The sequence below is a fragment of the Granulosicoccus sp. 3-233 genome, assembly GCF_052681095.1.
The window spans coordinates 1-20,562 of sequence record NZ_JBQYLE010000025.1; the positions used below are offsets into that span (position 1 = coordinate 1).

Consider the following 20,562-nt stretch of genomic DNA (forward strand, 5'->3'; position numbering starts at 1 on the left):
TGGTCTGGTAACTACCAATCAACCAGATACGCCGCTTTTTTTCAACCTTGCTCAGACACCACTTTCAACCATACCTCAAATTGTAGCCATAGCAATTTTTGCGTAGGCGATTTGCTTCCACTAGCTGATTGCTTGTTTCACAACACTGGCAGAGCTGAGAGCGTCTCGCAGAGCTTGCTGAACAGGTCAGCTGTTCAATATCCAAATGTTCAATATCCAAATCTGGCAGAACGCAAGCCGCGCTCCACCAGATTCAAAGGCAATCAGCGGTAAATCAAATAGTAATTGACTCCAACGTACCACCACTTTCCAGGTGTTCACGTACCCATACTGGTTGCTTACCGCGTCCAGTCCAGGTCTGATCTGCGTCAGCTGGGTTACGGTACTTGGGAGGCACTTTACCGCGTTTCGCTGCCACTTTCTTCTTCTTACGCACTGCAGTCGTTTTCGTCGTGGAAACGCTTGCACGTGCCTTGCGAGCCGTACCTGAAACAAGCTCGGCCAGGTCAATTCCGGAATCTCGTGCAATGGCCACTACCTTGGCCATGGCCACTTTCCTGTCTTTCGCTTCCTGGAGAGAAATAGCCTTCTCGATCTTGGCCTTTTCCTTTCGAAGCTTGTCGAGACTCATGGATGAATAGTTATCTGACATATGTATGCTGATTTAACCCCTATTGGAGACATGGTTTACTATGGAACCTTACAATATCCTCTATTCACCATGATTTCAATATGTCACACGATCATTTCATGAAATCAATGTGAGTATTGATTTTCAAGAACCAGTATTACGGGAACTGCACCATTATTTAACGGGGAAGACTCGTAAACCATCGCTATTCGAATCTTCGGATACGACTATAATTCCAATTTCTCCCTACTAAACATCACCCTGCATGAGACTTATCCTGTCAGTACCATTGTTTCTATACATACTTCTGGCTGCGAATGTTGTCATGTGGTCAGGAACGGAGCAGACGTCACCACTGAACATCATCGCACTTGAATTTACCCTGCCCTCGACACGCGCAATCGTCATAACGGTCAGTGATATATTCATTTTGTCGAGCTTTCTGGCCTTGTACATAGAAACGTTCAAGGCAACACGCACCTCCAATCACGTTCTCATTGATCATGCACTCTCGTTGTGCGTATTTGTCGTCTGCTTGATAGAGTTGCTGATTTTTCCACGTTTGGGTAATACGACATTCCTGGTGATAACTGTCGCCGCACTACTGGACGTCATCATGGGTTTCACAGTGACACTGTCAGCAGCCAGACGCGACATAAGCTTTGGGGGTTGATGGGTTGAAACCCCCACACACGTCCGAGCGCAGAGTCGCATTGTTTCATGAACAACGTCAGTCTATAACGGCGACTGCGGGATTACGATAAAGGGCTACAGACATTAAAAGTAACCTGGTTCGCGTGAAGACTTGCACGACGAACGTGAAATTCCAGCGCATTATCGGTCGTAGAATAATGCGAACATCTGCAGATCAATCTGCATATTCACAGCCTGCTTGCAAGCGCCATGATTCCACTTGAACATCACGATGGGTGAAAACATTGCCACTTATTGCTATCTATTGGCTGAAAACATTTTATGCAGATCAAGCGGCGAATGTTACACACGCTTGAAATGGACTTTCAACCTGACAACCAAAGTCATTTGAATTGCGAACTGGTAGTCAATATTTGCCGAGCGGTAAAAAACAGCCCTCTAATAAAGCCAGATAAGAAAGGCTGCTCACCCTCCTATCTTGACCTGATCTACTCTTCGCCGACGATCCTGCCAAACAGATCATGCTCATCAGCACCGGTAATATCCACTTCGATAAAATCGCCCGCTTCGATTTCATAATCGTCGACATCGATATGCACCACACCGTCGATTTCCGGTGCGTCGCTGTAACTGCGTGCAATAGCGCTTTCCTGCTGCACTTCGTCCAGTAACACCACTTGGCGGGTACCGATCTTGTTCTGCAGCCGCTGGGCGCTGATTGCTGCCTGCTTTTCCATGAAACGCTGCAGGCGTTCCTGCTTCAGCTCTTCGGGTACCGGGTTGGCCAGCTCATTGGCCTTGGCACCCTCTACCGGTGAATAGGCAAAGCAACCCACTCTATCCAGCTGCGCTTCGTCCAGAAAATCCAGTAACTGTTCAAAATCGTCGTCGGTTTCACCGGGGAACCCGGCAATGAACGTACTGCGAATGGTCAGCTCGGGGCATATCTCTCGCCAGGCCTTGATACGAGTCAGGTTATTTTCGGATGCAGCCGGACGTTTCATGCTTTTGAGAATAGTCGGACTGGCATGCTGAAAAGGAATATCCAGGTAAGGCAGAATCTTGCCTTCGGCCATCAATGGAATGATATTGTCGACATGCGGATAGGGATAGACATAATGAAGTCGAACCCATATTCCCAGTTCGCCCAGAGCTTCACACAATTCCTTCATGCGAGTCTTTATTGGTCGTCCATTCCAGAAAGCCGTGCGGTAACGAATATCCACGCCATAGGCACTGGTATCTTGCGAAATGATCAACAATTCCCGAACACCTGCGTTTTTCAGGCGTTCCGCCTCTGCCATGACGTCACCAATGTCACGACTGACCAGATCACCGCGCATGGAAGGAATGATGCAGAAGCTGCAGCGATGGTTACAGCCTTCCGAAATCTTCAGGTAGGCATAATGTCGCGGGGTCAGTTTGATGCCTTGGGCCGGCACCAGATCAATGAACGGATCATGTTTGGCGGTGTACGGTAAATGCTGATGTACCGCGCCAACGACTTCTTCATAGGCTTGCGGGCCAGTCACAGCCAGCACTTTAGGGTATTTGGCCTGAATATCTTCCGCCTTGACACCCAGACAACCCGTGACAATCACTTTGCCATTTTCGTCCAATGCCTCACCAATGGCATCCATGGACTCGGCCACCGCGCTATCGATGAATCCACACGTATTGACCACAACCAGATCAGCAGCTTCATAATCGGGTACGACGTCATAGCCGTCCGTACGTAGCTGAGTGAGAATGCGTTCTGAATCTACCAGTGCCTTGGGACAACCAAGACTGACAAAACCGACTTTGGGGTTCGTGGACATGACGACTGTACAACCTGAGGAAGCCGCGCATTATACGGCTGTTTCCATCGGATCCAGTGAGTTATTGTCAACTATATCGTTTCAGAGGCGCTCACAGTCACCTCTTTGCCGAGTCTCGTGAACTTGGACCTATTCAGGCAGGGCAGATTGAAAGGCACAGCGTGCATCATTCTACCAACCGGTCCACTGACGAGGAAAATTTCGGCTCTGCCGGAATGCGTGCCACGTCCTGCCTATCTGCCTATCTGCTGGCTCAGTCTCAGGCCGCAGCCGTCTCCTTCACCGGTCTACCCATCAATTCACGGCTGACCTTATAGGCCAGAGGGGCCTGATTCAGAGTGTACAAATGGAATTCGCTGACCCCCTCGCGACGCAGTCGCTGACACATCTCCACGCATTGCTCCACAGCCGCGCTGCGACGGGATTCAGCCGAATCGGCCTTGGCAAACCGGGTAAACAGATGATCAGGCACTGTCGCACCACAGCGACTACCAAAGTCAGCCACTTTCTGAATATCGTGAATGGGCAGAATACCGGGGACGAGGGTCTGTTGAATACCGATACCCACAGCCCGGTCACGAAATCGCAGGAAAGTATCCGCTTCGAAGAAAAACTGCGTGATGGCGCGTGATGCTCCGGCATCCAGCTTTTCCTTCAAGCGGAACAGGTCTGCGTCTGCAGAAGGCGCTTCCGGGTGGACTTCGGGATAGGCCGCTACCGTGATATCTCGTGACGTGTCTCTGGCCAGCAGTCTGACCAGATCCGACGCGTGTGCAAGCGTCGGCTCACCACCTGCCTGCGTTCCGGCCCCTGTGCCGAGGGTTGTGTTCGCGACATTGCCTGCATTCGCTGCGGCATCCGTCTCTGTCGCGCTGTTATCACCGCGCAGTGCCAGAAAACGTGTAATTCCCAGCGCGCGTAACTGTTCGATCATCACGGACATTTGCGCCTCAGTCTGTCCGGAACAGCTCAAATGAGCCGTGACCGGCACCGTAGCATCCTTGACCAGATGTTCCAGCACATCGAGACTGGCCTGAGAAGTCGAGCCCAGAGCTCCCCAGGTCATTGATATATAAGCCGGATTCAGTGTCTGCAGGCAGCCGAGCGTCTGCCAGAAGCGACGTTGCTGGGCCTCACTGCGAGGCGGGAAGAATTCGAACGACAAGGAGAGCTGAGACATGAGTTTTCACATATAAGCATATGTTTATATGTCGACATCTTGCTACAAAAACCTGAGCAGCACAAGGGGTAAGTCGTGAAATAGTCACCCAAAATGATTGGAACTCGATGGCGATGTCCAGCGCCCCCTCTGCCAGAGGCAGGTCAATAAACGGTCACCCACAATGGTTGGAACTGGTAAACGCTGCCCAGCGCCTGCTCTGCCAGAGCCCGTCGACGAACAGTCACCCACACTGGTTGGAAACGCCTCCCGGTGACCCATAGACCGGGTCAGTGGCCGGACATTGTCCGTCGGCGGCATAGTCGGAGGCGTCCATCAATACCGGACTCTCCCCCAGCCCGAATTCACCGCCGTCGCATTGCGCAGTCTCATCGCCCGCACCGCCTTCAACACCTTCTCCCGTTCCCGGGTCGTCGCCATTCCCGACAGGTGTACTGCCTTCACTGGTGTCGAGTGAGCCGTCGGATGGTTCTTCATCAGTCACCGGTGGCAGACTGGCCAGCACGATCTCGTCTTCCCAGGCTTCGGACTGCATCCTGACCGTGGCGACCGACTTGATCGGGAACTTGTTCCGCCGGTAAAAGGAAGCGTTCTCCGGGTCGACCATCAGCATGGCCTGGCTGATCAGCGCATTGACGAAGGGGACTGCCAGGTCCATACCGTGTGTGACCTCGATCTTTAGCAGATTCGCATCGCGAAGGCTGAGACCGGAAGAATCCCCTATGCGGTGCTCGCGATGACGCAAATGGACGTTGGGCAACACACGACGATCGGACTCTCGGCTGTTGATGCCCCAATCGTCAAACGCAGCGGTTGTCGGATTCAGGATCTTCATGCGTGTGCTGGAGGCATCCATGACGGATGCCGACGATTTGGCCATGGCAGTCGCCGCTCCTTGCGCACTACCGTCCCCGCCTTCCAGTGGTGCCAGTCTCAACCCCAGCTCCTGGCGCATGAGGCTAAATTGAGCATTATTGGTAGCCCCGGTACGCGCAGCCTCGAACGTGGCGTAGTTCAGTGTCGTCTTGCCATGATAGATCAGACCGGCCTGTACGGTGGTCATGCCAATGATCAGAACCACCGGCGCGATAATGACAAATTCTGCGAGTGTGGCTCCTCGCTGTTTCATCGACAGTTTGCTGGCAGCTGGTTTCCCTTCCATGGCTGATTCTCCTTTCCTGATATTCGGTTATAACGATGCCGGGCTCTGTCTGACAGGCAGGCAGTTGCACGACGTCCTGAATCACTGCAGCAACCGCGTGACTCCATCAAGGCGTTGCTGGGCTGCCTGTCGACCAGGGTCCCCGGGGTCCATGGCCTGCCAGGCCTTCAGACTGGCCAACTGGGCACCCAGCAGATGGGCGGTGGACAGGTTGAACCAGGGCTTTGCCTGCCTGGCATCCTGTCTTATCGACGTCTCGAAGGCTTCGATGGCCTGGTCATACTGCCCCTGTTGCGTCAGTGCATTGCCCAGACGAAACCACAAGTACGGGTCATCGGGCAATTGCTTGAGGACCGCCTGATAGAGCGCCGCCGCATCCTGCCATTGTGATTGCTGATACGCCGATTCAGCCTGATCAACCTTGGCGAACAACACCTGCGCCTGCTCATGACCCAGAGCACGATCGCGACTACTGCCAGTGGCTTGCTCGTGTCGCAGGTTTGCCGGTATCGCGCAGGATTGCAGGCTGATGGAGGCCAGCGTGAACAACAGGCATATTGCCGGCAGCCCGGTTCGCGTCAGTCGGATCAACGCCAGCGCCCCCGGCTCGGCACGAAGGTCTGCCCCACACCGAGCCCGATCCGGCTGGCGGTTCCATGCGCCATCTCGACCACCACCGAAGCCTTCCAACACCACATGGCCCGACGCGGCGAAACAGTGGCCAGTTTGAGAATGACCCCGTACCGGTTCATGAAGATGACATCGATGCGCTCGCTCAAGCCGAAGGTATGTATCGCCTTGCAGGGTCGGATGATCAATGCATCGGTGGGACCGAGCGGCGGTACGCCATGCAAACCGCGTAGACGTCTCAGGAAGGTGCAGGCATCGTAGGCATACAACAACGGTGCACTCAATCGCCGCAATGTCACCTTGTTTTCAAGGTAGGTATCGATTCGATTTTCCATGGCTCTTTCCGGAAGCATCAATCAGTCTCCATATGGTGGTTGTTGTGATCAAGTCTCTTGGTATCAACTTCGTCCGGACGGTTGATATCGCCGGCAATGACTTCAATACCGGCTCTTGCACTGCTTCCGCCGGTAAGGGCGACTATCTCGCCCTTGAAAGCGCATGACAGATTGATTCGCAGCAAAAGCATCCGCGCCCCAGTCCACTGCCCGGTTCTGACCCGTGCAATATCATCCTCTGCTCCGCTGATCAGCTCGGACTCTGCATCGACCACGCCATTGCCATTCAGATCATCGTACAAGGCCAGTACCGGCAGCCCGGTAAACGTGTTGGCCGCAAAATCGGCGTAGACAGCCAGCTCCGCCTCCCCGATGGGCGAACCCTCTGCCGTGGTGAGCTGCATGATCAATGGAATGTCCACATGATTGTCAGGATGGAACAGGCAATTACCCTGCTCATCCTGCCACTCCTGGATGATGGTGCTGTGAGTTTCCGGTGTCATTGTCAGCCTGGCTCCTGCCGGTACCAGGTCATTGCTGCAACCAGCCAGTATCAACGCAGCAAACAGACTTGCAGTAATGAAGGATGGGCGCGAATCCGGGCTTCTGTCGATCATGCGATGCGTGTCGGGGAAAATGGTTTTCATGAGTGATTTTCTTCAGAGCTCCTTGTTACTGCCCCGGCCACGTATAGGCCCAGACCAATGGCCCCCAGGTCAACAGTCCTTCCTGAATGGCCTTGCTGAGCAGAATGAATCCGATAACCAGAGCTGTCGTCGGGAAGATGAACATGATCAATGGCGCGAGCAGTTTCACCGGTGCTTCCATGGCCTTTTTCTCGGCCAATTGAAAGCGTTGACTACGCAACTGATTGGCTTGCGCTCGCAATATCGGCCCCAGACTCGAGCCTGTTCTCTCTGCCTGAATCAGGCCGGTTACCACATTGTTGACCGCCGGACTTCCAGTGCGCTCAGCCAGATCCCGCAAGGCATCTGCCCGCGTCTTGCCCGAGCGAATGTCTCGTAGTACGCGACTGAATTCGCGTCTCAAGGGCGAGTCGCCAGTCTTCTGTACCGCCTGTGTCAAACCACCGGTGAGATTGGTTCCTGCCTCCACCGACAAGGTGATGACATCCAGATAGAACGGCAGGGTACGCAGGATGGCGGTCGAGCGCGTCTGTGTCAGCTCTCGCAACCAGAGTTCGGGGTAGAAGAAACCACCAATGGCTGCCAGGAAGCCCATGATGTAGCTTGCTCCACCAATGTGCATACCGGCCAGAGCTACCAGCAGCCCTGAAAACACAGCCGCAACCACCTTGGATGCCAGAAATTGCTGAGGTGACAGACTGTATTCGACGCCGGCACGTTTCAGTCGGGCCAGGGTCAGCTGAACCTGGGTGTCCGACATGAATTGCCCGGCATGGAACACCAGTGCCAGGATCAAGGGCCATACCAGACGAAAACCCAATGCGGGTCGATCCATGAAATGCCGATCTTCCTCCGGTACCTGCCGGAAGATGGCATAGGCCTGCCAGACAATGATGGCGATGAAGCCCCCGAACAACAGACTGATGGTGAGTATGTTCATATATCGACATTGACGATCTTGCGAATGATCAGACCACCGATACAGACCATGAAGACAATCACCGTCAGGAACAGCCAGCCCAGCAGGGAATTGAAAATCGGCAGTGTGGCTTCAGGCTCGAACCAGGTCAGTGGCACCAGTATCGCGAACGGCAAGGCTGACACCACAAAGCCTTGTAGACGTCCCTGAGCCGTCAGGGATGCCACCTTGCCTTCCATCTCCAGCTTGCGACGAATCGTCTCCGCAAGACTTTGCAGTATCTCCGCCAGATTGCCACCGATATCATTGGCGATGAGTGCCGCCGACACCACCAGATCCATCTCCTCGCTCTGCACACGTTCGGCCAGACTGTCCAACGCATCCTCCAGTCGCGCCCCGACGCGCTGCTCCCGCAACAACAGCGAAAACTCCTGCCCCAGTGGACCGGTTTCTTCATCGACATAGGACTGCATGGCCATCGTGAAGGTGGATCCTGCGCGCATCGCACCGGATATCTGCGTCAAGGCATCCGGCAGTGACTGATTGATTCTGACACGGCGCCGCTCAGCCAGGCGAGCAAACAACCAGCGAGGTGCCAAAAACAGGATCAATAGTGATGCCGAGGAAATCACCAGACCGAACCCGAGGACATACAGCAGTGGCGGCACCACAACGATTGCCGCGATATAGCACATCGACAGTTTGCGAGCGTCGGCAAACAGGAACAGTTTGCGCATGTTCGATTCCGCCGTGACGGAGAACTTCTGTGAATATTGATCCACCGCCTCGGTGGTTGTATGCAGCCCGTAGTAGATAACCAGTGTGAAACTGATGAAGAGCACGGCCAGTACGCCATACAGCATCAACGACCTCCCTGCCCACGCGGGCTGAAGAATGACAGGTCCACATCGATGCCGATTTCTCGCAGCTCTTCATAAAAACTGGGTATGGCACCGGTGGCTGAAAAGTAGCCTCGAACTCGACGGGACTCATCCACCCCTTGCTGCTCGAACCGGAAGATGTCCTGCAGTTGCACGGTGCCACTTTCCACACCAACCACTTCGGTAATACGTGTGATCTTGCGCGAGCCACAGGGAAACCGGCTCTGCTGGATGATCAGATCGACTGCCGAGGCAACCTGTTCCCGAATGGCTGTCACGGGTAGATCCATGCCGGCCATCAGCACCAGAACTTCCAGACGTGACAGCACATCCCGTGGTGTGTTGGCGTGAATCGTGGTCAGCGAACCATCATGACCCGTGTTCATGGCCTGCAACATGTCAATGGCTTCCCCGCCACGACACTCGCCCACCACAATCCGGTCCGGTCGCATTCGCAAGGAATTCCTGACAAGATCCCGAATGGGCACCTCACCCTTGCCTTCCAGATTGGCCGGTCTGGATTCCAGCGACACCAGGTTGGGCTGCACCAGTTTCAACTCGGCTGCATCCTCGATCGTGACGATGCGATCCGTATCGGGTATGAAGTTTGACAACACGTTGAGCAGCGTGGTCTTACCCGAGCCGGTGCCACCGGAAACAACGATGTTCTTGCGCATCTCGACACAGACTCGCAGAAACTCAACCATCGCGGCACTGACCGAATCACAGGCCACCAGATCCGAGAACTGCATGCGGTGCTTTGGAAACTTGCGTATCGTCAGGCTGGGTCCCTTCAATGCCAGTGGGGGAATGACAGCATTGACACGTGAACCATCCTTGAGCCGGGCATCGACGATGGGGCTGCTTTCATCAATGCGCCGCCCCAGCGGAGTGATGATTCTTTCGATGACTGCCGAGACGGTGGCATCACTACTGAAATGCGCGGCAGAACGTTCCAGCTTGCCCGCTCTTTCGACAAAGATCTCCTGATAATTGTTCACCATGATCTCGGTGATCGACTCATCATCCAGGAACTGCTCCACGGGCCCGAGACCGACAGACTCATCCAGCACATTGCGCTGCAGGCGATCCCTGTCCAGTGTCTCCGGCAACTGCGATGACAGGCTGGCGATGATCTCGGCAATCAGTTGGCTGGATTCCTTGCGCAGCTGATCATCGGACATGCGGTTGACATCCTTGCGGCGCAAGTCCATCTGGAAGAGAAGCTGCTCGTGAACCACACGGCCCCAGTAGGCCAATGCCTGATCAAAGCCGGCAACGGTCTGTTCATGAGAGGAATCTGCCCGAGTGGAATCAGCCCGAGCAGTATCTGCCCGAGCGGAATCGCCCGTGGAATCGCCAATGGAATTTCTGTTGGCATTATCGCCTGGCGCATATATCCCAGAACCGGTGTCGACCGCAGCCACACTCCGCGCCCTGCCTGCTTCCTCGGCAACTGCGACACCTGAACCGTGTTCCTCATCACCCTGCGGCGAGGAACCGGAACCGTTGCGATGAAGACCACCGACAGGGTGAGAAGCCTCGGTCGTTCCATGATTGCCGCCAGGCGATGGTGGCAGACCAGCGCTGCTACCGTGCTCTCCTGTCAGCCTGGCGGTTGATGCCGTTCCGCCAACGCCAGACCGATTCGCTGCGAACAGCCCGGGTGCCGAGGCCGATACCGTGCTGCCTTTCGACTCATGATGCCGTGCCATGGATTCAGCGCCAGTGGAGTGAAACCGTTCGCCACCGCGCAAGGCTGGGTCCAGACCCGCAGCGGATCGACTGTCTCCACGTATGCCTCTGATGGAGACACTGATATCACCAATCTCGATTTCATCGAGTTCCGACAAGGGCCCCTGCTCCACGATTCGCTCTCGATTGACCCAGGTACCACTGAGGCTGCCCAGGTCGCGCAGGTACAGACCATCGTGCTCCAGTCGCAATTCTGCGTGTCGCTTGCTGATCAGGCGTGTGTCCATGATCAGGTCATTGCTTCTGGCACTGCCAATGGAACAATGACTCCCCTTGGCCTGAAACAGCTTGCGTCGGCTCTTGCCGTGCTGGTAGTAGAAATCGAACATTCCCTTGCTCCTGCTGCCTTTAGTCCAGTAGACGAATCTGCCGATGCGCCTGACTCAACTGGTGCTCCGAGCGATCGAGGAATTGCTGCTGACGCTGACTCAATAGATGCCCTTCCGGTTCGACGATTTCGGGGGTGACGAATATCACGAGCTCGCTGACGGCGTTTCTGGCGTTCTTCGAGCGAAAGAAGCTGCCGATGACCGGCAGATTGCCAATGCCCGGCAGTTTGTCGACATCCTTGCTGCTCTCTGCACTGAGCAGTCCGGAGATGACAATGGTTTCGCCCGAGCGCACATTGACCTGAGTCTGGGCGCGCCGTGTCAGCAGACCGGGAGTTCCCTGAACACTGACCGCCGGATCGAGCTGACTGATTTCGGTTTCCACCAGGGTACGTACGTTACCGAGCGCATCGATGCGTGGAGACACATTCAGCTTGATTCCGTATTCCTTGAATTGAACGACGGTCTGACCGTTGGCACCCACACTGGGGTACGGGACTTCACCGCCTGCCAGGAAGGAAGCCGAACCGCCATTGGTCGTGCTCAGTACCGGTTCTGCCAGCGTCGTGGCATCCCCGGTCGAGGCCAGGAAATTGATGCGGGAAGTAATGCTTGAGGCCACACCAAAATAGGTCGAAAACGGCTTTATGGTATTGGGAAGGTTGCCGGACAGACCTTCGGCGGGCAAGCGAAACAGATTGTTGCCAACCGCATCGCCTGCGATGGCAAATCCCGGACCTGCGGCACTGTCACTCCAGTCGATTCCCAGCTTGCCCAGCGCGCTCTTGCGAAACTCGATCATGCGAACTCGCATGCGCACCATGGTTTCCATGCGCACACGGGTTTCCGGATCGGAACTGCTGACGCGAATGTTGTAATCCGACTGCGTCTTGTCGCTATGCCACAAGCGCAGTGACGTACTGCCTTCCATTTCACCGATGACCAGGAGTTCTCCGGTCTGCAGTACTTCGGCTCGAATGATATCGCCATTGCCGATTGCCACTCGGCTGACATCGACCTTGCCCAGCACCTTGACTTCACCAGCGAACATGTCGACGTTGACCGTACTGACCGCGGATGCCGGCAGGCGATTTCGCCGTTGCTGCCCAGACTCCTGTGCCTCTTCGCTCGTCCTGGTCGGTAGTGTCGCAAGTGGCCTGCTGATTTCCTGGATTTCTCCTCGAGACAGGATCAGCGGGTCTTCCGCCAACGCGCCGGGCGTGCTGGTGACGGATTGGCCCACAGTGGTGGTGGCAACGGCCGCCGATGCCAACCCATCTCCCACCGCAGGGCGAACGTCACCAACTTCCCGCGCCTGCAATCCCGGGTGGCGAATACTGGGTATCGCCTGCCAGCCATCGTTCAACAGTCGCGCATGTGCATTCGACGATCTCCTTGGCAGCAGCGCATCATCTGCGATTGCCGCTGTAGCACCAGCATTGGCAGCAGCACTGGCACCTGCACTATCATCTTCACTTCCGATCGCATCCACACCCTTGCCAGCTACTGATGGCGTCAGGCTGGTCTCCACCACACGTCGGCTGACCTCGAACCAGCCGTCATTGGCGTCCGCCTGCAACGCGGGTTGACCGGCCAGCAGCAGGGCCGGGAACAGCAGCACGCGACACACGCAGCTTGTCATGACGACTTTCATCAACGGCCTCCAATAATGAATTCGATACCCGGCTTGTTCTCCGACACAGTCCGAGGTCTGCTGACAGGCGCGGGGGCAGACTTGACTGGAGGCGTGTCCAGCTTCAGCAGTTGACTGACTGTCATCGGCGCTTCATCCACCGGCGCTTCGTCATCCGGATTGCGCAACATGGCCGTGAGTTTGCCGAACTGCTGTGCCAGTGTGATGCGCTGACCATCTTCCGGACTGACATGAACCGTGATGGTGGAAAAGTTGCGAGTGCTGCCACCCGAGGACTTGTCCACCAGCGTCTGCACGCCGGTCGCAATGACGTTCAGACGCTGAATCAGCGGTAGAATCTGCTGCTTGTCGCCGACGCCGAAGCTCAGAAACAGGTCCACCTTGTCCCTGGGTTGCAGAAAGCCGGAGATGGAATTGATTTCATCCACCCTGACCGTCATCGCGCGCAAGCCATCCTCTACCTTGCCGCTGAATGTCGGGGTCAGCCCGCCTTCCAGATGGGCCCATAGCAGTGGCCGTCCTTCATCGATATCGAAGTCGATCCGCTGGCCAATGGCAACCTCGTAATTGCTGCCGTTGACGGAGTTGGTATCGGCGTATTTTTCCGGTATCTGACGTACCGACAGATCGCTGGAGAGCAGGATCTCCCCTCGTACCATGGCCCGATTAGGCACAACCACTTCCACCATGGGCTCGGTCTTGTCCAGTTGCCCCTTGTAATAGGACACCTGCTCTTCGATGTATTGCCTGGAGTAGTAGACACCTCCCGCGCCCAGCGCCAGAGACAAGACGAACATCAGAATCTGCTTACCCGGTCGTCTCTTGACGCGAGTACCACGAGACATTGGATCAATCATTGGCAGCCATTCAGTATCAGGATTTCGTTCTGTTCATGGAAGTGAGAGTAGATAAGTGGTATTGGCCTGAAACTGGCGCAGGGCCGACACCAGGGTATTCACCAGTGATTCGCCCAGTCCCGGCAACGGCAGGAACAGAACACCGACAACAATCAGGGTCAGCACGACATATTCGACACTGGCAGACCCCTTCTGACGCAAGCCCGTCCCCTTCCTGTGATCAATCATGATCATCCACTTCATTGATGACGACCAGCGTTCCGCCACTCGAATCCTGGCTGATCACGATCTCCAGTTGCGCCGACTCTCGGTTGAGCAGCAGTACGCGATTCTGTGCATAGGTCTCGCTGGACACCAGGATCCAGCCTTTGCTCTGCCAGAATCCAGCGAGTTGCCGGCTCAGAGGCTCGACGGCCTCGCTCGACAGATAGACCGAGAGTTCGGACACGCGGCCTCCATCCTGAGACCGTGTGGTAGAGACTCTCTGCATGCCGGGTAGCAGGCCATCCGACGACGTCGACACATGAGCCGCGCCCAGCTGCATCACCGACAGGAAGCCTTCACTGCGAGAATGTTCTTCACGGTTCAGCTGCAGGACTGCCTGAAACCCGTTCTGCAGCTGCCCCAGGATCAGCCACTGCCCGGCATGATTCTCGACCATGCCCGGGATGCCCTCTGCCCTTTCCTGCGACCAGAGTTCTCGATAGTAGGCGACCGTCTCGTCGAGCGGTGCTGCAGAACGGAAGGTTGCCACCGAGACCTGCTGGCCATTGTGCTGCAGGTTATTGCCAACGGACTGGATGCTGGCGTTGAACGGCAACGGTATACGCGACAAGTGCTCGGCCGTGGTCGCAGAGGCAACTGACGCAGACCAGACGAACAGGCACAGGGCGGCCAGTGTCCTCAGGACTCGGCGGAAAGACCGATTCATTGCGCATACTCCGGTAGCACGTTCATATCCACGTGACCAAACGCGCCATCGAGCTGTTTGAGCTCCTTGAACATCGGAATATGACCGACGTTGGAAATCACATCACCCAAAGGTTGCAAGGCAGACGCCGGTACCAGGGAACGCACGCGACGACGTGCCTGATCGTCACTCGATGCACTCCAGCCATCGACCAGAATGACGGAACTACTCTGCAGACAGGCAAAACTGCGGGTGTCCCCGCAGCCTTGCGATGAAGCCGCAGTCAACCAATCATTGGTTTTCACCTGCACGCCAATGGAGGATCTGACCAGACCGTTGCTGCTCAGTCCCCAACTGTTGCCGCTGAGCCCATCCAGTACGGTGCCGGCCTTGCCGGCAACCTCCCCGACGTGCATGGCCAGCGTGGACTCACCCGCTCCGTGCTGATGCGCAGCTGCCAGTACCGTCGATTCATCGATGCTGATGGCTGTTTTCCCCGACCAGCTTCGGTCGCTACCTGACTCGGACTCGCCCCACAATGAATGTCTACCCGCCTCGCTTGCACGGGATGACACGACATTTGCCGGATCGCCAAAGAAGCGCTCCTTGACCGAGGCCGGTCTGCTCCCTCCCGGACCGGACGACGGGTATACCGTGGCTTCCCAGGCCGCATAACGCCCGGCCTGTTCACTGGTCTGCTTCAGGTCGATCAGATTGCCGATCATCGCCACGGCGAAGACCAGTGGGACCATGACCACCATCAGGATGCTGGCCTCGACCAGTGCACTGCCGCTTTCCCTGCATCGCGGATCAATCATCGGTGTCGTCCTCCTCGATCTGTTCCAGCCACGGCAGACTGATCTCGTCCACTTCGGTACGCAGGAATTCATCGACCAGATACAGCGCCTCATCCCTTTGCATCACATACAGATCGCTGGACTCATTGACGATCCCCATGAGCCCATCTGCCAGCTCCTCCCTGAACGTCTGCTGCAGCTCGGCAATCTCATCATTCAAGGTGTCAATGGCATCCTCTGTCGTCTCTCGTGTCGACTGGGCAAGATCGCTCTCCAGAAGCTGCTCGCGATGCTCTTCCAGTCGGGCTTCCAGACGTCCCACCTCCTCTGCCATCTCGGCGCTCAACGTGTCGAAGGACTCGCGGAAACCGTCGACGATCGTCTGGCGAATGGCCCGGAATTCCTCTTCCAGCGCTTCCGCCATTGCCGTGGCCTCATTGACGGCCTCGATGAATGGCTCCACGGCCTCGGCAGTCGCCAGCTCCCCGACTCGATCGATGGCAAGCTGTTGAAGATCGTCCCCCAGCTCATCCAGACTGTTGGCGTTGCCACCGAAGCGCCGGGAAACAGCACCGGCCAGCAGATCACCAACACGATCGCGCAAGGCCGCCATCAACTGATCCTCGATATCCTGACGCAGCCGGTCCAGCTCACCCGTCACCTGCGCTGCGGCAACGGATTCGAAATCCTGCACATGGCTGTTTGCCTGCGATGAGAGAGAGGCCGTCTGCAGGCTCGTCGGGTTCTGCGCCCCCCCAACTGCAGCACGTTCACCGTTGCCAGCGGCATCAGCGCTTGCCCCGTCAGCACCAGAAACAGGCCCATCATTCTCCTGGTAGTCAGACAAGGCTGTGGTCGACTCGGGCAGCCCTCCTTCGTTGGACGTCGGTGTACTGGTGGAACCACCGTTGCCACGCAGCGACAACGCGAACAGACGGTCGGCCGATGAAACGGGGCTCAGTCTCGACGCCCAATACGGGTTGTATCCATTGGCAGGTTCCAGCGCGACACTGGCCCTGCCTGGCATCTCTTCATCGGGTCTTTGGTAGAACACTTCCGCCACACTGACGGAACTCAGCCTGTCACCCGGGGCAGTCAAGGGTGCAGCAAACTGTCCACGGGATCCCAGTGCATCACTGCCACTGACAGCCTCGGTGGGCAAAGCCACTTCCACCTTCAGGCTGATTGTCGGCTTGTCCTGCTCGATGGTGGCACGACTCAGTGAACGGTAGGCCTGTACACCGGTGTAGTTGGACATCGCGATACGTGTCTGCTGCCCACGCAGGGAGCGAATGCCGAGATCCGCCCGGTATTCGCCGTATCGATTCATGCCCAGAAAACGCGCACAATTGCCACGAATCATCTGCATGGTCGACGTACACGCACCCGGTTCGATGGTACGACCGGCATTCGCACTATTGGCAAAGGCTTCAGCCCAGCCTATCGGAACCTCGTAACGTTTGGTCCCCTTCCAGTGCCAGAGCCGGTTATGCAATGACATGGTGTCCTTGGCCTTCCATTCCCACTGGATACCGTCCATGGAATTCACGCGTATGAGCTCGGTGGTGCCCTCCCGACGTATCTGGTGTCGCGTCAATGGCGTGGAATAGAACCAGAAATTGAAGAATTTCCAGTTGCGTTGCTGACTGAAACCGTCGCGCGAATCGTTGATCATCTGTACACGCTCATCCATGGCGGCCATGTCATCACCATCGAAGCCATCCGTGAAAGAACGCCACTGATGCAGATTGTCGGCAAGACCTGCACCGCTGAACCCGGTGTTGATCTCGAAGCGCTCATCGGTCTCGTTAACGACGGAACGAACCACATCCGGCGTGGCCACGAACGTGCTGACGAACATGGCTTCCTGAGACAGTGACAGGCCACGGTTGACGGCATCAACCACCGTCAGCATCGCATTGGCAACCGGTGTAACCACCCCTTCCACGGTATCCAGCCCTCGCTGCAATCCTTCGCTGACCACGTTGAATACGGGAACCGGTTTGAGAACCGTAGAGATGTTCTCGCTGGCAACCGCACCATAGGCCACCCAGGACTGCAGGGTCACTGCCTGTGCGATGGAGACCTGGTTGGCGACCATCGCCCGATTGGTGTAGGACTGGAAATTCAGGGCTCTGGCCTGCCAGAGCGTGCCACTGTAGGCGGCAGCATCGGCGGTATTGGCCAGCTTCATCTTGTCGGTGGCCACCTGACCTGTATTGAACAGGACATAGGCTCCCAGCATGCCGAAGACCAGTAGCGCCAGTCCCAGCGGTAGTACCTGTCCTTGTTGGTATTTCATCGTCATTGCCTCCGCTGCAATGCGCCCTCGAAGACAGTGACTGGCTGCCCTGACTGCCTGCTGACAGAACAGCTGGCGAACCAGTCACTGTGCCGGCTATGTGATGCTGGCCGGAATCAGTTGTTGTAGTCCTTGAGGGTTACCTTGGCCTTGGCCTTCTCCTCCGCGGCATTGAAGTTCTCCTGAACCACTTCAGTGCGATTGACCGCATCACCACCCACGAGGTCCGAGCCCAGTGACAGGAAACTGGCCTTGACGCTGGAGCCGAAGAAACTGACGGCGACAATCGACGCAATTGCAATCAGGGCGACGATGATGATGTACTCGGTTAGTCCCTGTCCCCTGATTCTTCGAGAATCGACAGACAATTCGGTGGTGCCTTTGGTTGTATTGATTGATTTCATTGCTTATCTCCTTTTGCAAATGAAAGTTGACGAACGAGACAACTGCGCTTGGAACATGCGGTGATCCTGCAAGTCTGCAGATGAGTGGTGATGCGCACTTTTCACTGACCACCCGTGAACTCCCGGGCGGCCAGATTTCAACCTGAATGTGTGCGCCGTTTCAATGAGAAATATCCATATCTGTATGCTCCATCATGGAAAAAATGAATTTCCGTATCAAGGCTGGCCAATTTTCTTTTCAACGTAGGAACTGATTGGCACAGCGGGGTTGATCAGTTCCTCAATTTCAACAGACCGGTAATGTGACGGAGGCCTGAAATAGGCAGCTGAGGCATGACGTTCGTGAATTTCCGTCAGCTCTCTGACAAAGCCATCCCGGCTTGCCATTCGCACCACGACCCCAGGGTCAGCAGCGAACCAGTGCTCCTCGAAACGCTCGCCATCGATCAGGCAGGACCAGCGGTGAACATCACGCCCCTGGAAAACCGAATCTCCGAGGGACACTTTCACCATGCCCTTGCAGGGTTCGAGTTGCACTACTGAGAGAACACCTGGCGCACTCTCCGGCGGACCAGGCCGCGCACCTGCAATGGGTGGTCCGGCGACATCGCTCTCCCCCTCCTCTGCTGACGAATCACTGACAACGACCGGGATTTCGTGCACGAGGCGGCGTTTGCGGTCGAGAAACCAGAAGGCGTCTTCGGCGTGGTTGGCAATGAACACATTGCCGGAATCGTCGGCCAGTTGCTCGGCCCGCAAGCCCCATTGACTGTAAACAAGCCGGGCTTCGTCCAGAACGGTGTCTGACGGCTCATGCCAAAGGCGATGGATGGCCGTGAAGGATGGTGGCTCTGTCGTCTCCACAGCTGCCAGTGCAGGTAGCGTGACAAACAGCAGGTAGTAGCAAAGCGAGATGGCAGAAATGCGAGGTGTCACCTTGACGAATCCATGTCAGTGAGGGTGCAGAAAAAGTAACCGAGGCGATTTCATGCGTCAACGCCGATTTTGGTGAACGAGGCCACGGTACTGTAAACCCGAACGGTGAAACCGTGACGTGGCCGTTGCAAAACGAACCTTGCCTGCCTAATCTGAGCATGACCGGGGCAGGTCTGCACTGACTGACAAGTCACTCTCTCGGTGAACTGCACCACCTACTGCTTCACACATTCAGGGATGGAATGATGAGCACCAGATACGTCACGAACGAATACGCAGGGTCTGTCGTACCACCGACTCTGTACCTGTTGCCAATCATCTGTTCTCTCACCGCTCATGCCGACAGTAGCGCCCTGCCCGAGCTGCATTGTTCAACCAGCTGTGTCGAGATTGTCGACTATGAAAGCAATGAGTCGCCCTTGCATTATTCGAGACATCGCAGTGTCAGCAGCGATACCAATGCAGGAACGGCGTCGCGCTGGCGTCATGACTACGAGATTCGACTGACGGGCGACGGTGATGACCGGGTGATCTTCGACCAGCATGGACAGGCTCATCGCTTCCTTCAGCAGGAGGATGGCAGCTTTCGGGCCGAGAATGAGAACAGCGGCACCTTGCACGACAACAACGGCAGTCCCATGTGGACCCATGCCAGTGGGGTCACCACCGAATTCCAGGGATCCTGGCCTACGCGCGTGCATTTTCCCGATGGGCAATCACTCAGGCTTGACTACGAAAAGGGACGGCTGCATACCATCAGCGACCAGTTCGGCGAGCAGATCCTGATCGAACATCCGGAAGGGTCCGCCTCCCGGGTACACACACCGGATGGCCGCATCACGCTTCTGGACACCGACCCCTGCTTCACGCCGCCGACCACCACGGATTCACCATCGGCACCACAGCAGTGCGATACACAGGCCAACCCGGTGGCGGGCTTCGATGAAGTTGCCCTGCCGCCCGGAGCCACTGCTCTGGATGCCAGACCAGCCTCCTGCCAGAGCTATTTCGTCGATTACTACGGGACCGTGCGAGGTGAGGAAATCGAACGTGGTATCGCACAGCTTGCTCCCTACAACGCCCTGATTCCCACCAACCGTTCCTACCCCATCGTGGATTTCATTGATGATGAGGAACTGATCGTGGTACGAAGCCGGGACCTGGCCAGCCCGAGCTTCAACGATCCGCAAGCCCCCGACGCCCTGCATCAGCGACTGCTGCGCGACGGTGCGCAGATACAGTCGCGATTCCTGGACCCGCTGAACCGTGATGGTGTGCTGTCAAGAACCGAACAAGGCCGCACCACCCATATCGTGCAAGACCCCTCTCAATACGTCAGTCTGCATCTGATCATCCGTCAGGACATGGCCAGTCCGGAACACTGGCGCCAGATCGAACAGGCCAGAACCGACCTGCTGCAGCAATACGGCATCCGGCTGCAGGTTGTCATCATTCCCTGAAGCTTTGCCGGACTGCTGCCGCTATGTCAACAAAGCTGTTCAGGCGAATTTTTACAACGACCCCGTTGCAAACGCAGCGGCAATAGCGTAATTTCTCACCTGAACCAAACTTCGGGGCGGGGTGAAATTCCCCACCGGCGGTAGGACAGATTCGCGCCAGCGAACGCTGTCAAGCCCGTGACCCACGAGGCGACCATCAGCAATACGGTTGCCGGACGGTGGATCTGGTCAGATTCCAGAGCCGACGGTTAGAGTCCGGATGAGAGAAGTTGGTCGCTGTCGTTGCCTGCGTGCGCCTG

General features: G+C 56.3%; 19 protein-coding genes and 1 riboswitch. Of the genes, 1 reads left to right on the top strand and 18 read right to left on the bottom strand.

All coding sequences use genetic code 11. The annotated features are described in order from the left end of the window. Positions 1-274: 274 nt before the first annotated feature. The 18 genes from ACUNV4_RS29490 to ACUNV4_RS29575 all read right to left on the bottom strand — a co-directional run bounded on the left by ACUNV4_RS29490 (position 275) and on the right by ACUNV4_RS29575 (position 18,803). The gene (locus tag ACUNV4_RS29490; RefSeq protein WP_430882263.1) at positions 275-631 is read right to left on the bottom strand and encodes an H-NS histone family protein; all 357 of its coding nucleotides are present in this window, start codon (positions 629-631) and stop codon (positions 275-277) included. 1,142 nt (positions 632-1,773) lie between these two features. Further along, positions 1,774-3,105: a 30S ribosomal protein S12 methylthiotransferase RimO gene (gene rimO / locus ACUNV4_RS29495; RefSeq protein ID WP_430882264.1), complete on the bottom strand. Its 1,332-nt coding sequence runs from the start codon at positions 3,103-3,105 to the stop codon at positions 1,774-1,776. Positions 3,106-3,364: 259 nt separating this feature from the next. Next, positions 3,365-4,285, bottom strand: a complete 921-nt coding sequence (locus tag ACUNV4_RS29500) for a methylenetetrahydrofolate reductase (RefSeq protein WP_430882265.1) — start codon at positions 4,283-4,285, stop codon at positions 3,365-3,367. A gap of 223 nt (positions 4,286-4,508) precedes the next feature. Continuing rightward, entirely contained in the window at positions 4,509-5,447 is a 939-nt protein-coding gene (locus tag ACUNV4_RS29505) for a TadE family protein (protein WP_430882266.1), read from the bottom strand. Positions 5,448-5,528: 81 nt separating this feature from the next. Further along, entirely contained in the window at positions 5,529-5,996 is a 468-nt protein-coding gene (locus ACUNV4_RS29510) for a tetratricopeptide repeat protein (RefSeq protein WP_430882267.1), read from the bottom strand. 38 nt (positions 5,997-6,034) lie between these two features. Beyond that, the gene (locus ACUNV4_RS29515) at positions 6,035-6,430 is read right to left on the bottom strand and encodes a DUF192 domain-containing protein (protein ID WP_430882268.1); all 396 of its coding nucleotides are present in this window, start codon (positions 6,428-6,430) and stop codon (positions 6,035-6,037) included. Next, positions 6,430-7,059 carry a hypothetical protein gene (locus tag ACUNV4_RS29520; protein ID WP_430882269.1) on the bottom strand — a complete coding sequence of 210 codons (630 nt, stop codon included), beginning with the start codon at positions 7,057-7,059 and terminating at the stop codon, positions 6,430-6,432. Before ACUNV4_RS29520 ends, ACUNV4_RS29515 begins: the two co-directional genes overlap by 1 nt. A gap of 25 nt (positions 7,060-7,084) precedes the next feature. Further along, complete coding sequence (locus ACUNV4_RS29525) at positions 7,085-7,999, bottom strand: type II secretion system F family protein (protein ID WP_430882270.1); 915 nt, start codon at positions 7,997-7,999, stop codon at positions 7,085-7,087. Further along, complete coding sequence (locus ACUNV4_RS29530) at positions 7,996-8,841, bottom strand: type II secretion system F family protein (RefSeq protein ID WP_430882271.1); 846 nt, start codon at positions 8,839-8,841, stop codon at positions 7,996-7,998. The genes ACUNV4_RS29525 and ACUNV4_RS29530 overlap by 4 nt, the downstream gene beginning before the upstream one ends. After that, entirely contained in the window at positions 8,841-10,943 is a 2,103-nt protein-coding gene (locus tag ACUNV4_RS29535; RefSeq protein WP_430882272.1) for an ATPase, T2SS/T4P/T4SS family, read from the bottom strand. The genes ACUNV4_RS29530 and ACUNV4_RS29535 overlap by 1 nt, the downstream gene beginning before the upstream one ends. A gap of 19 nt (positions 10,944-10,962) precedes the next feature. Then, a complete protein-coding gene (locus ACUNV4_RS29540) occupies positions 10,963-12,597 on the bottom strand; it encodes a type II and III secretion system protein family protein (RefSeq protein WP_430882273.1) in 1,635 nt (544 codons plus the stop codon). Then, a complete protein-coding gene (cpaB, locus tag ACUNV4_RS29545) occupies positions 12,597-13,442 on the bottom strand; it encodes a Flp pilus assembly protein CpaB (RefSeq protein WP_430882274.1) in 846 nt (281 codons plus the stop codon). The genes ACUNV4_RS29540 and cpaB overlap by 1 nt, the downstream gene beginning before the upstream one ends. A 45-nt stretch (positions 13,443-13,487) precedes the next feature. Continuing rightward, positions 13,488-13,682 (bottom strand): hypothetical protein, encoded by a 195-nt coding sequence (locus ACUNV4_RS29550; RefSeq protein WP_430882275.1) that lies wholly within the window; start codon positions 13,680-13,682, stop codon positions 13,488-13,490. Then, positions 13,675-14,385: a hypothetical protein gene (locus ACUNV4_RS29555; RefSeq protein WP_430882276.1), complete on the bottom strand. Its 711-nt coding sequence runs from the start codon at positions 14,383-14,385 to the stop codon at positions 13,675-13,677. Before ACUNV4_RS29555 ends, ACUNV4_RS29550 begins: the two co-directional genes overlap by 8 nt. Next, the gene (locus ACUNV4_RS29560; protein ID WP_430882277.1) at positions 14,382-15,182 is read right to left on the bottom strand and encodes a TadE/TadG family type IV pilus assembly protein; all 801 of its coding nucleotides are present in this window, start codon (positions 15,180-15,182) and stop codon (positions 14,382-14,384) included. Before ACUNV4_RS29560 ends, ACUNV4_RS29555 begins: the two co-directional genes overlap by 4 nt. Then, positions 15,175-17,463, bottom strand: coding sequence for a Tad domain-containing protein (locus tag ACUNV4_RS29565; RefSeq protein WP_430882278.1), 2,289 nt, complete (start codon positions 17,461-17,463; stop codon positions 15,175-15,177). The genes ACUNV4_RS29560 and ACUNV4_RS29565 overlap by 8 nt, the downstream gene beginning before the upstream one ends. A 116-nt stretch (positions 17,464-17,579) precedes the next feature. Beyond that, positions 17,580-17,867: a hypothetical protein gene (locus tag ACUNV4_RS29570; protein ID WP_430882279.1), complete on the bottom strand. Its 288-nt coding sequence runs from the start codon at positions 17,865-17,867 to the stop codon at positions 17,580-17,582. A gap of 216 nt (positions 17,868-18,083) precedes the next feature. Continuing rightward, on the bottom strand, positions 18,084-18,803 hold the full coding sequence (locus ACUNV4_RS29575) for a hypothetical protein (protein ID WP_430882280.1): 720 nt from the start codon (positions 18,801-18,803) through the stop codon (positions 18,084-18,086). 245 nt (positions 18,804-19,048) lie between these two features. On the opposite strand from ACUNV4_RS29575, the gene ACUNV4_RS29580 reads away from it, so the two are divergent. Further along, complete coding sequence (locus ACUNV4_RS29580; protein ID WP_430882281.1) at positions 19,049-20,263, top strand: hypothetical protein; 1,215 nt, start codon at positions 19,049-19,051, stop codon at positions 20,261-20,263. Between the two features lie 103 nt (positions 20,264-20,366). Continuing rightward, a riboswitch (FMN riboswitch) is annotated at positions 20,367-20,538 on the top strand. Positions 20,539-20,562 lie beyond the last annotated feature (24 nt).

Bases quoted from the DNA above. Each gene is read 5' to 3' on its own strand.
- rimO (WP_430882264.1), bottom strand. From the start codon at position 3,105: ATGTCCACGAACCCCAAAGTCGGTTTTGTCAGTCTTGGTTGTCCCAAG.
- ACUNV4_RS29520 (WP_430882269.1), bottom strand. From the start codon at position 7,059: ATGAAAACCATTTTCCCCGACACGCATCGCATGATCGACAGAAGCCCG.
- ACUNV4_RS29580 (WP_430882281.1), top strand. From the start codon at position 19,049: ATGAGCACCAGATACGTCACGAACGAATACGCAGGGTCTGTCGTACCA.
- cpaB (WP_430882274.1), bottom strand. From the start codon at position 13,442: ATGTCTCGTGGTACTCGCGTCAAGAGACGACCGGGTAAGCAGATTCTG.
- ACUNV4_RS29505 (WP_430882266.1), bottom strand. From the start codon at position 5,447: ATGGAAGGGAAACCAGCTGCCAGCAAACTGTCGATGAAACAGCGAGGA.
- ACUNV4_RS29570 (WP_430882279.1), bottom strand. From the start codon at position 17,867: ATGAAATCAATCAATACAACCAAAGGCACCACCGAATTGTCTGTCGAT.
- ACUNV4_RS29555 (WP_430882276.1), bottom strand. From the start codon at position 14,385: ATGAATCGGTCTTTCCGCCGAGTCCTGAGGACACTGGCCGCCCTGTGC.
- ACUNV4_RS29530 (WP_430882271.1), bottom strand. From the start codon at position 8,841: ATGCTGTATGGCGTACTGGCCGTGCTCTTCATCAGTTTCACACTGGTT.
- ACUNV4_RS29550 (WP_430882275.1), bottom strand. From the start codon at position 13,682: ATGATTGATCACAGGAAGGGGACGGGCTTGCGTCAGAAGGGGTCTGCC.
- ACUNV4_RS29565 (WP_430882278.1), bottom strand. From the start codon at position 17,463: ATGAAATACCAACAAGGACAGGTACTACCGCTGGGACTGGCGCTACTG.
- ACUNV4_RS29490 (WP_430882263.1), bottom strand. From the start codon at position 631: ATGAGTCTCGACAAGCTTCGAAAGGAAAAGGCCAAGATCGAGAAGGCT.
- ACUNV4_RS29560 (WP_430882277.1), bottom strand. From the start codon at position 15,182: ATGATTGATCCGCGATGCAGGGAAAGCGGCAGTGCACTGGTCGAGGCC.
- ACUNV4_RS29540 (WP_430882273.1), bottom strand. From the start codon at position 12,597: ATGAAAGTCGTCATGACAAGCTGCGTGTGTCGCGTGCTGCTGTTCCCG.
- ACUNV4_RS29535 (WP_430882272.1), bottom strand. From the start codon at position 10,943: ATGTTCGATTTCTACTACCAGCACGGCAAGAGCCGACGCAAGCTGTTT.
- ACUNV4_RS29525 (WP_430882270.1), bottom strand. From the start codon at position 7,999: ATGAACATACTCACCATCAGTCTGTTGTTCGGGGGCTTCATCGCCATC.
- ACUNV4_RS29515 (WP_430882268.1), bottom strand. From the start codon at position 6,430: ATGCTTCCGGAAAGAGCCATGGAAAATCGAATCGATACCTACCTTGAA.
- ACUNV4_RS29500 (WP_430882265.1), bottom strand. From the start codon at position 4,285: ATGTCTCAGCTCTCCTTGTCGTTCGAATTCTTCCCGCCTCGCAGTGAG.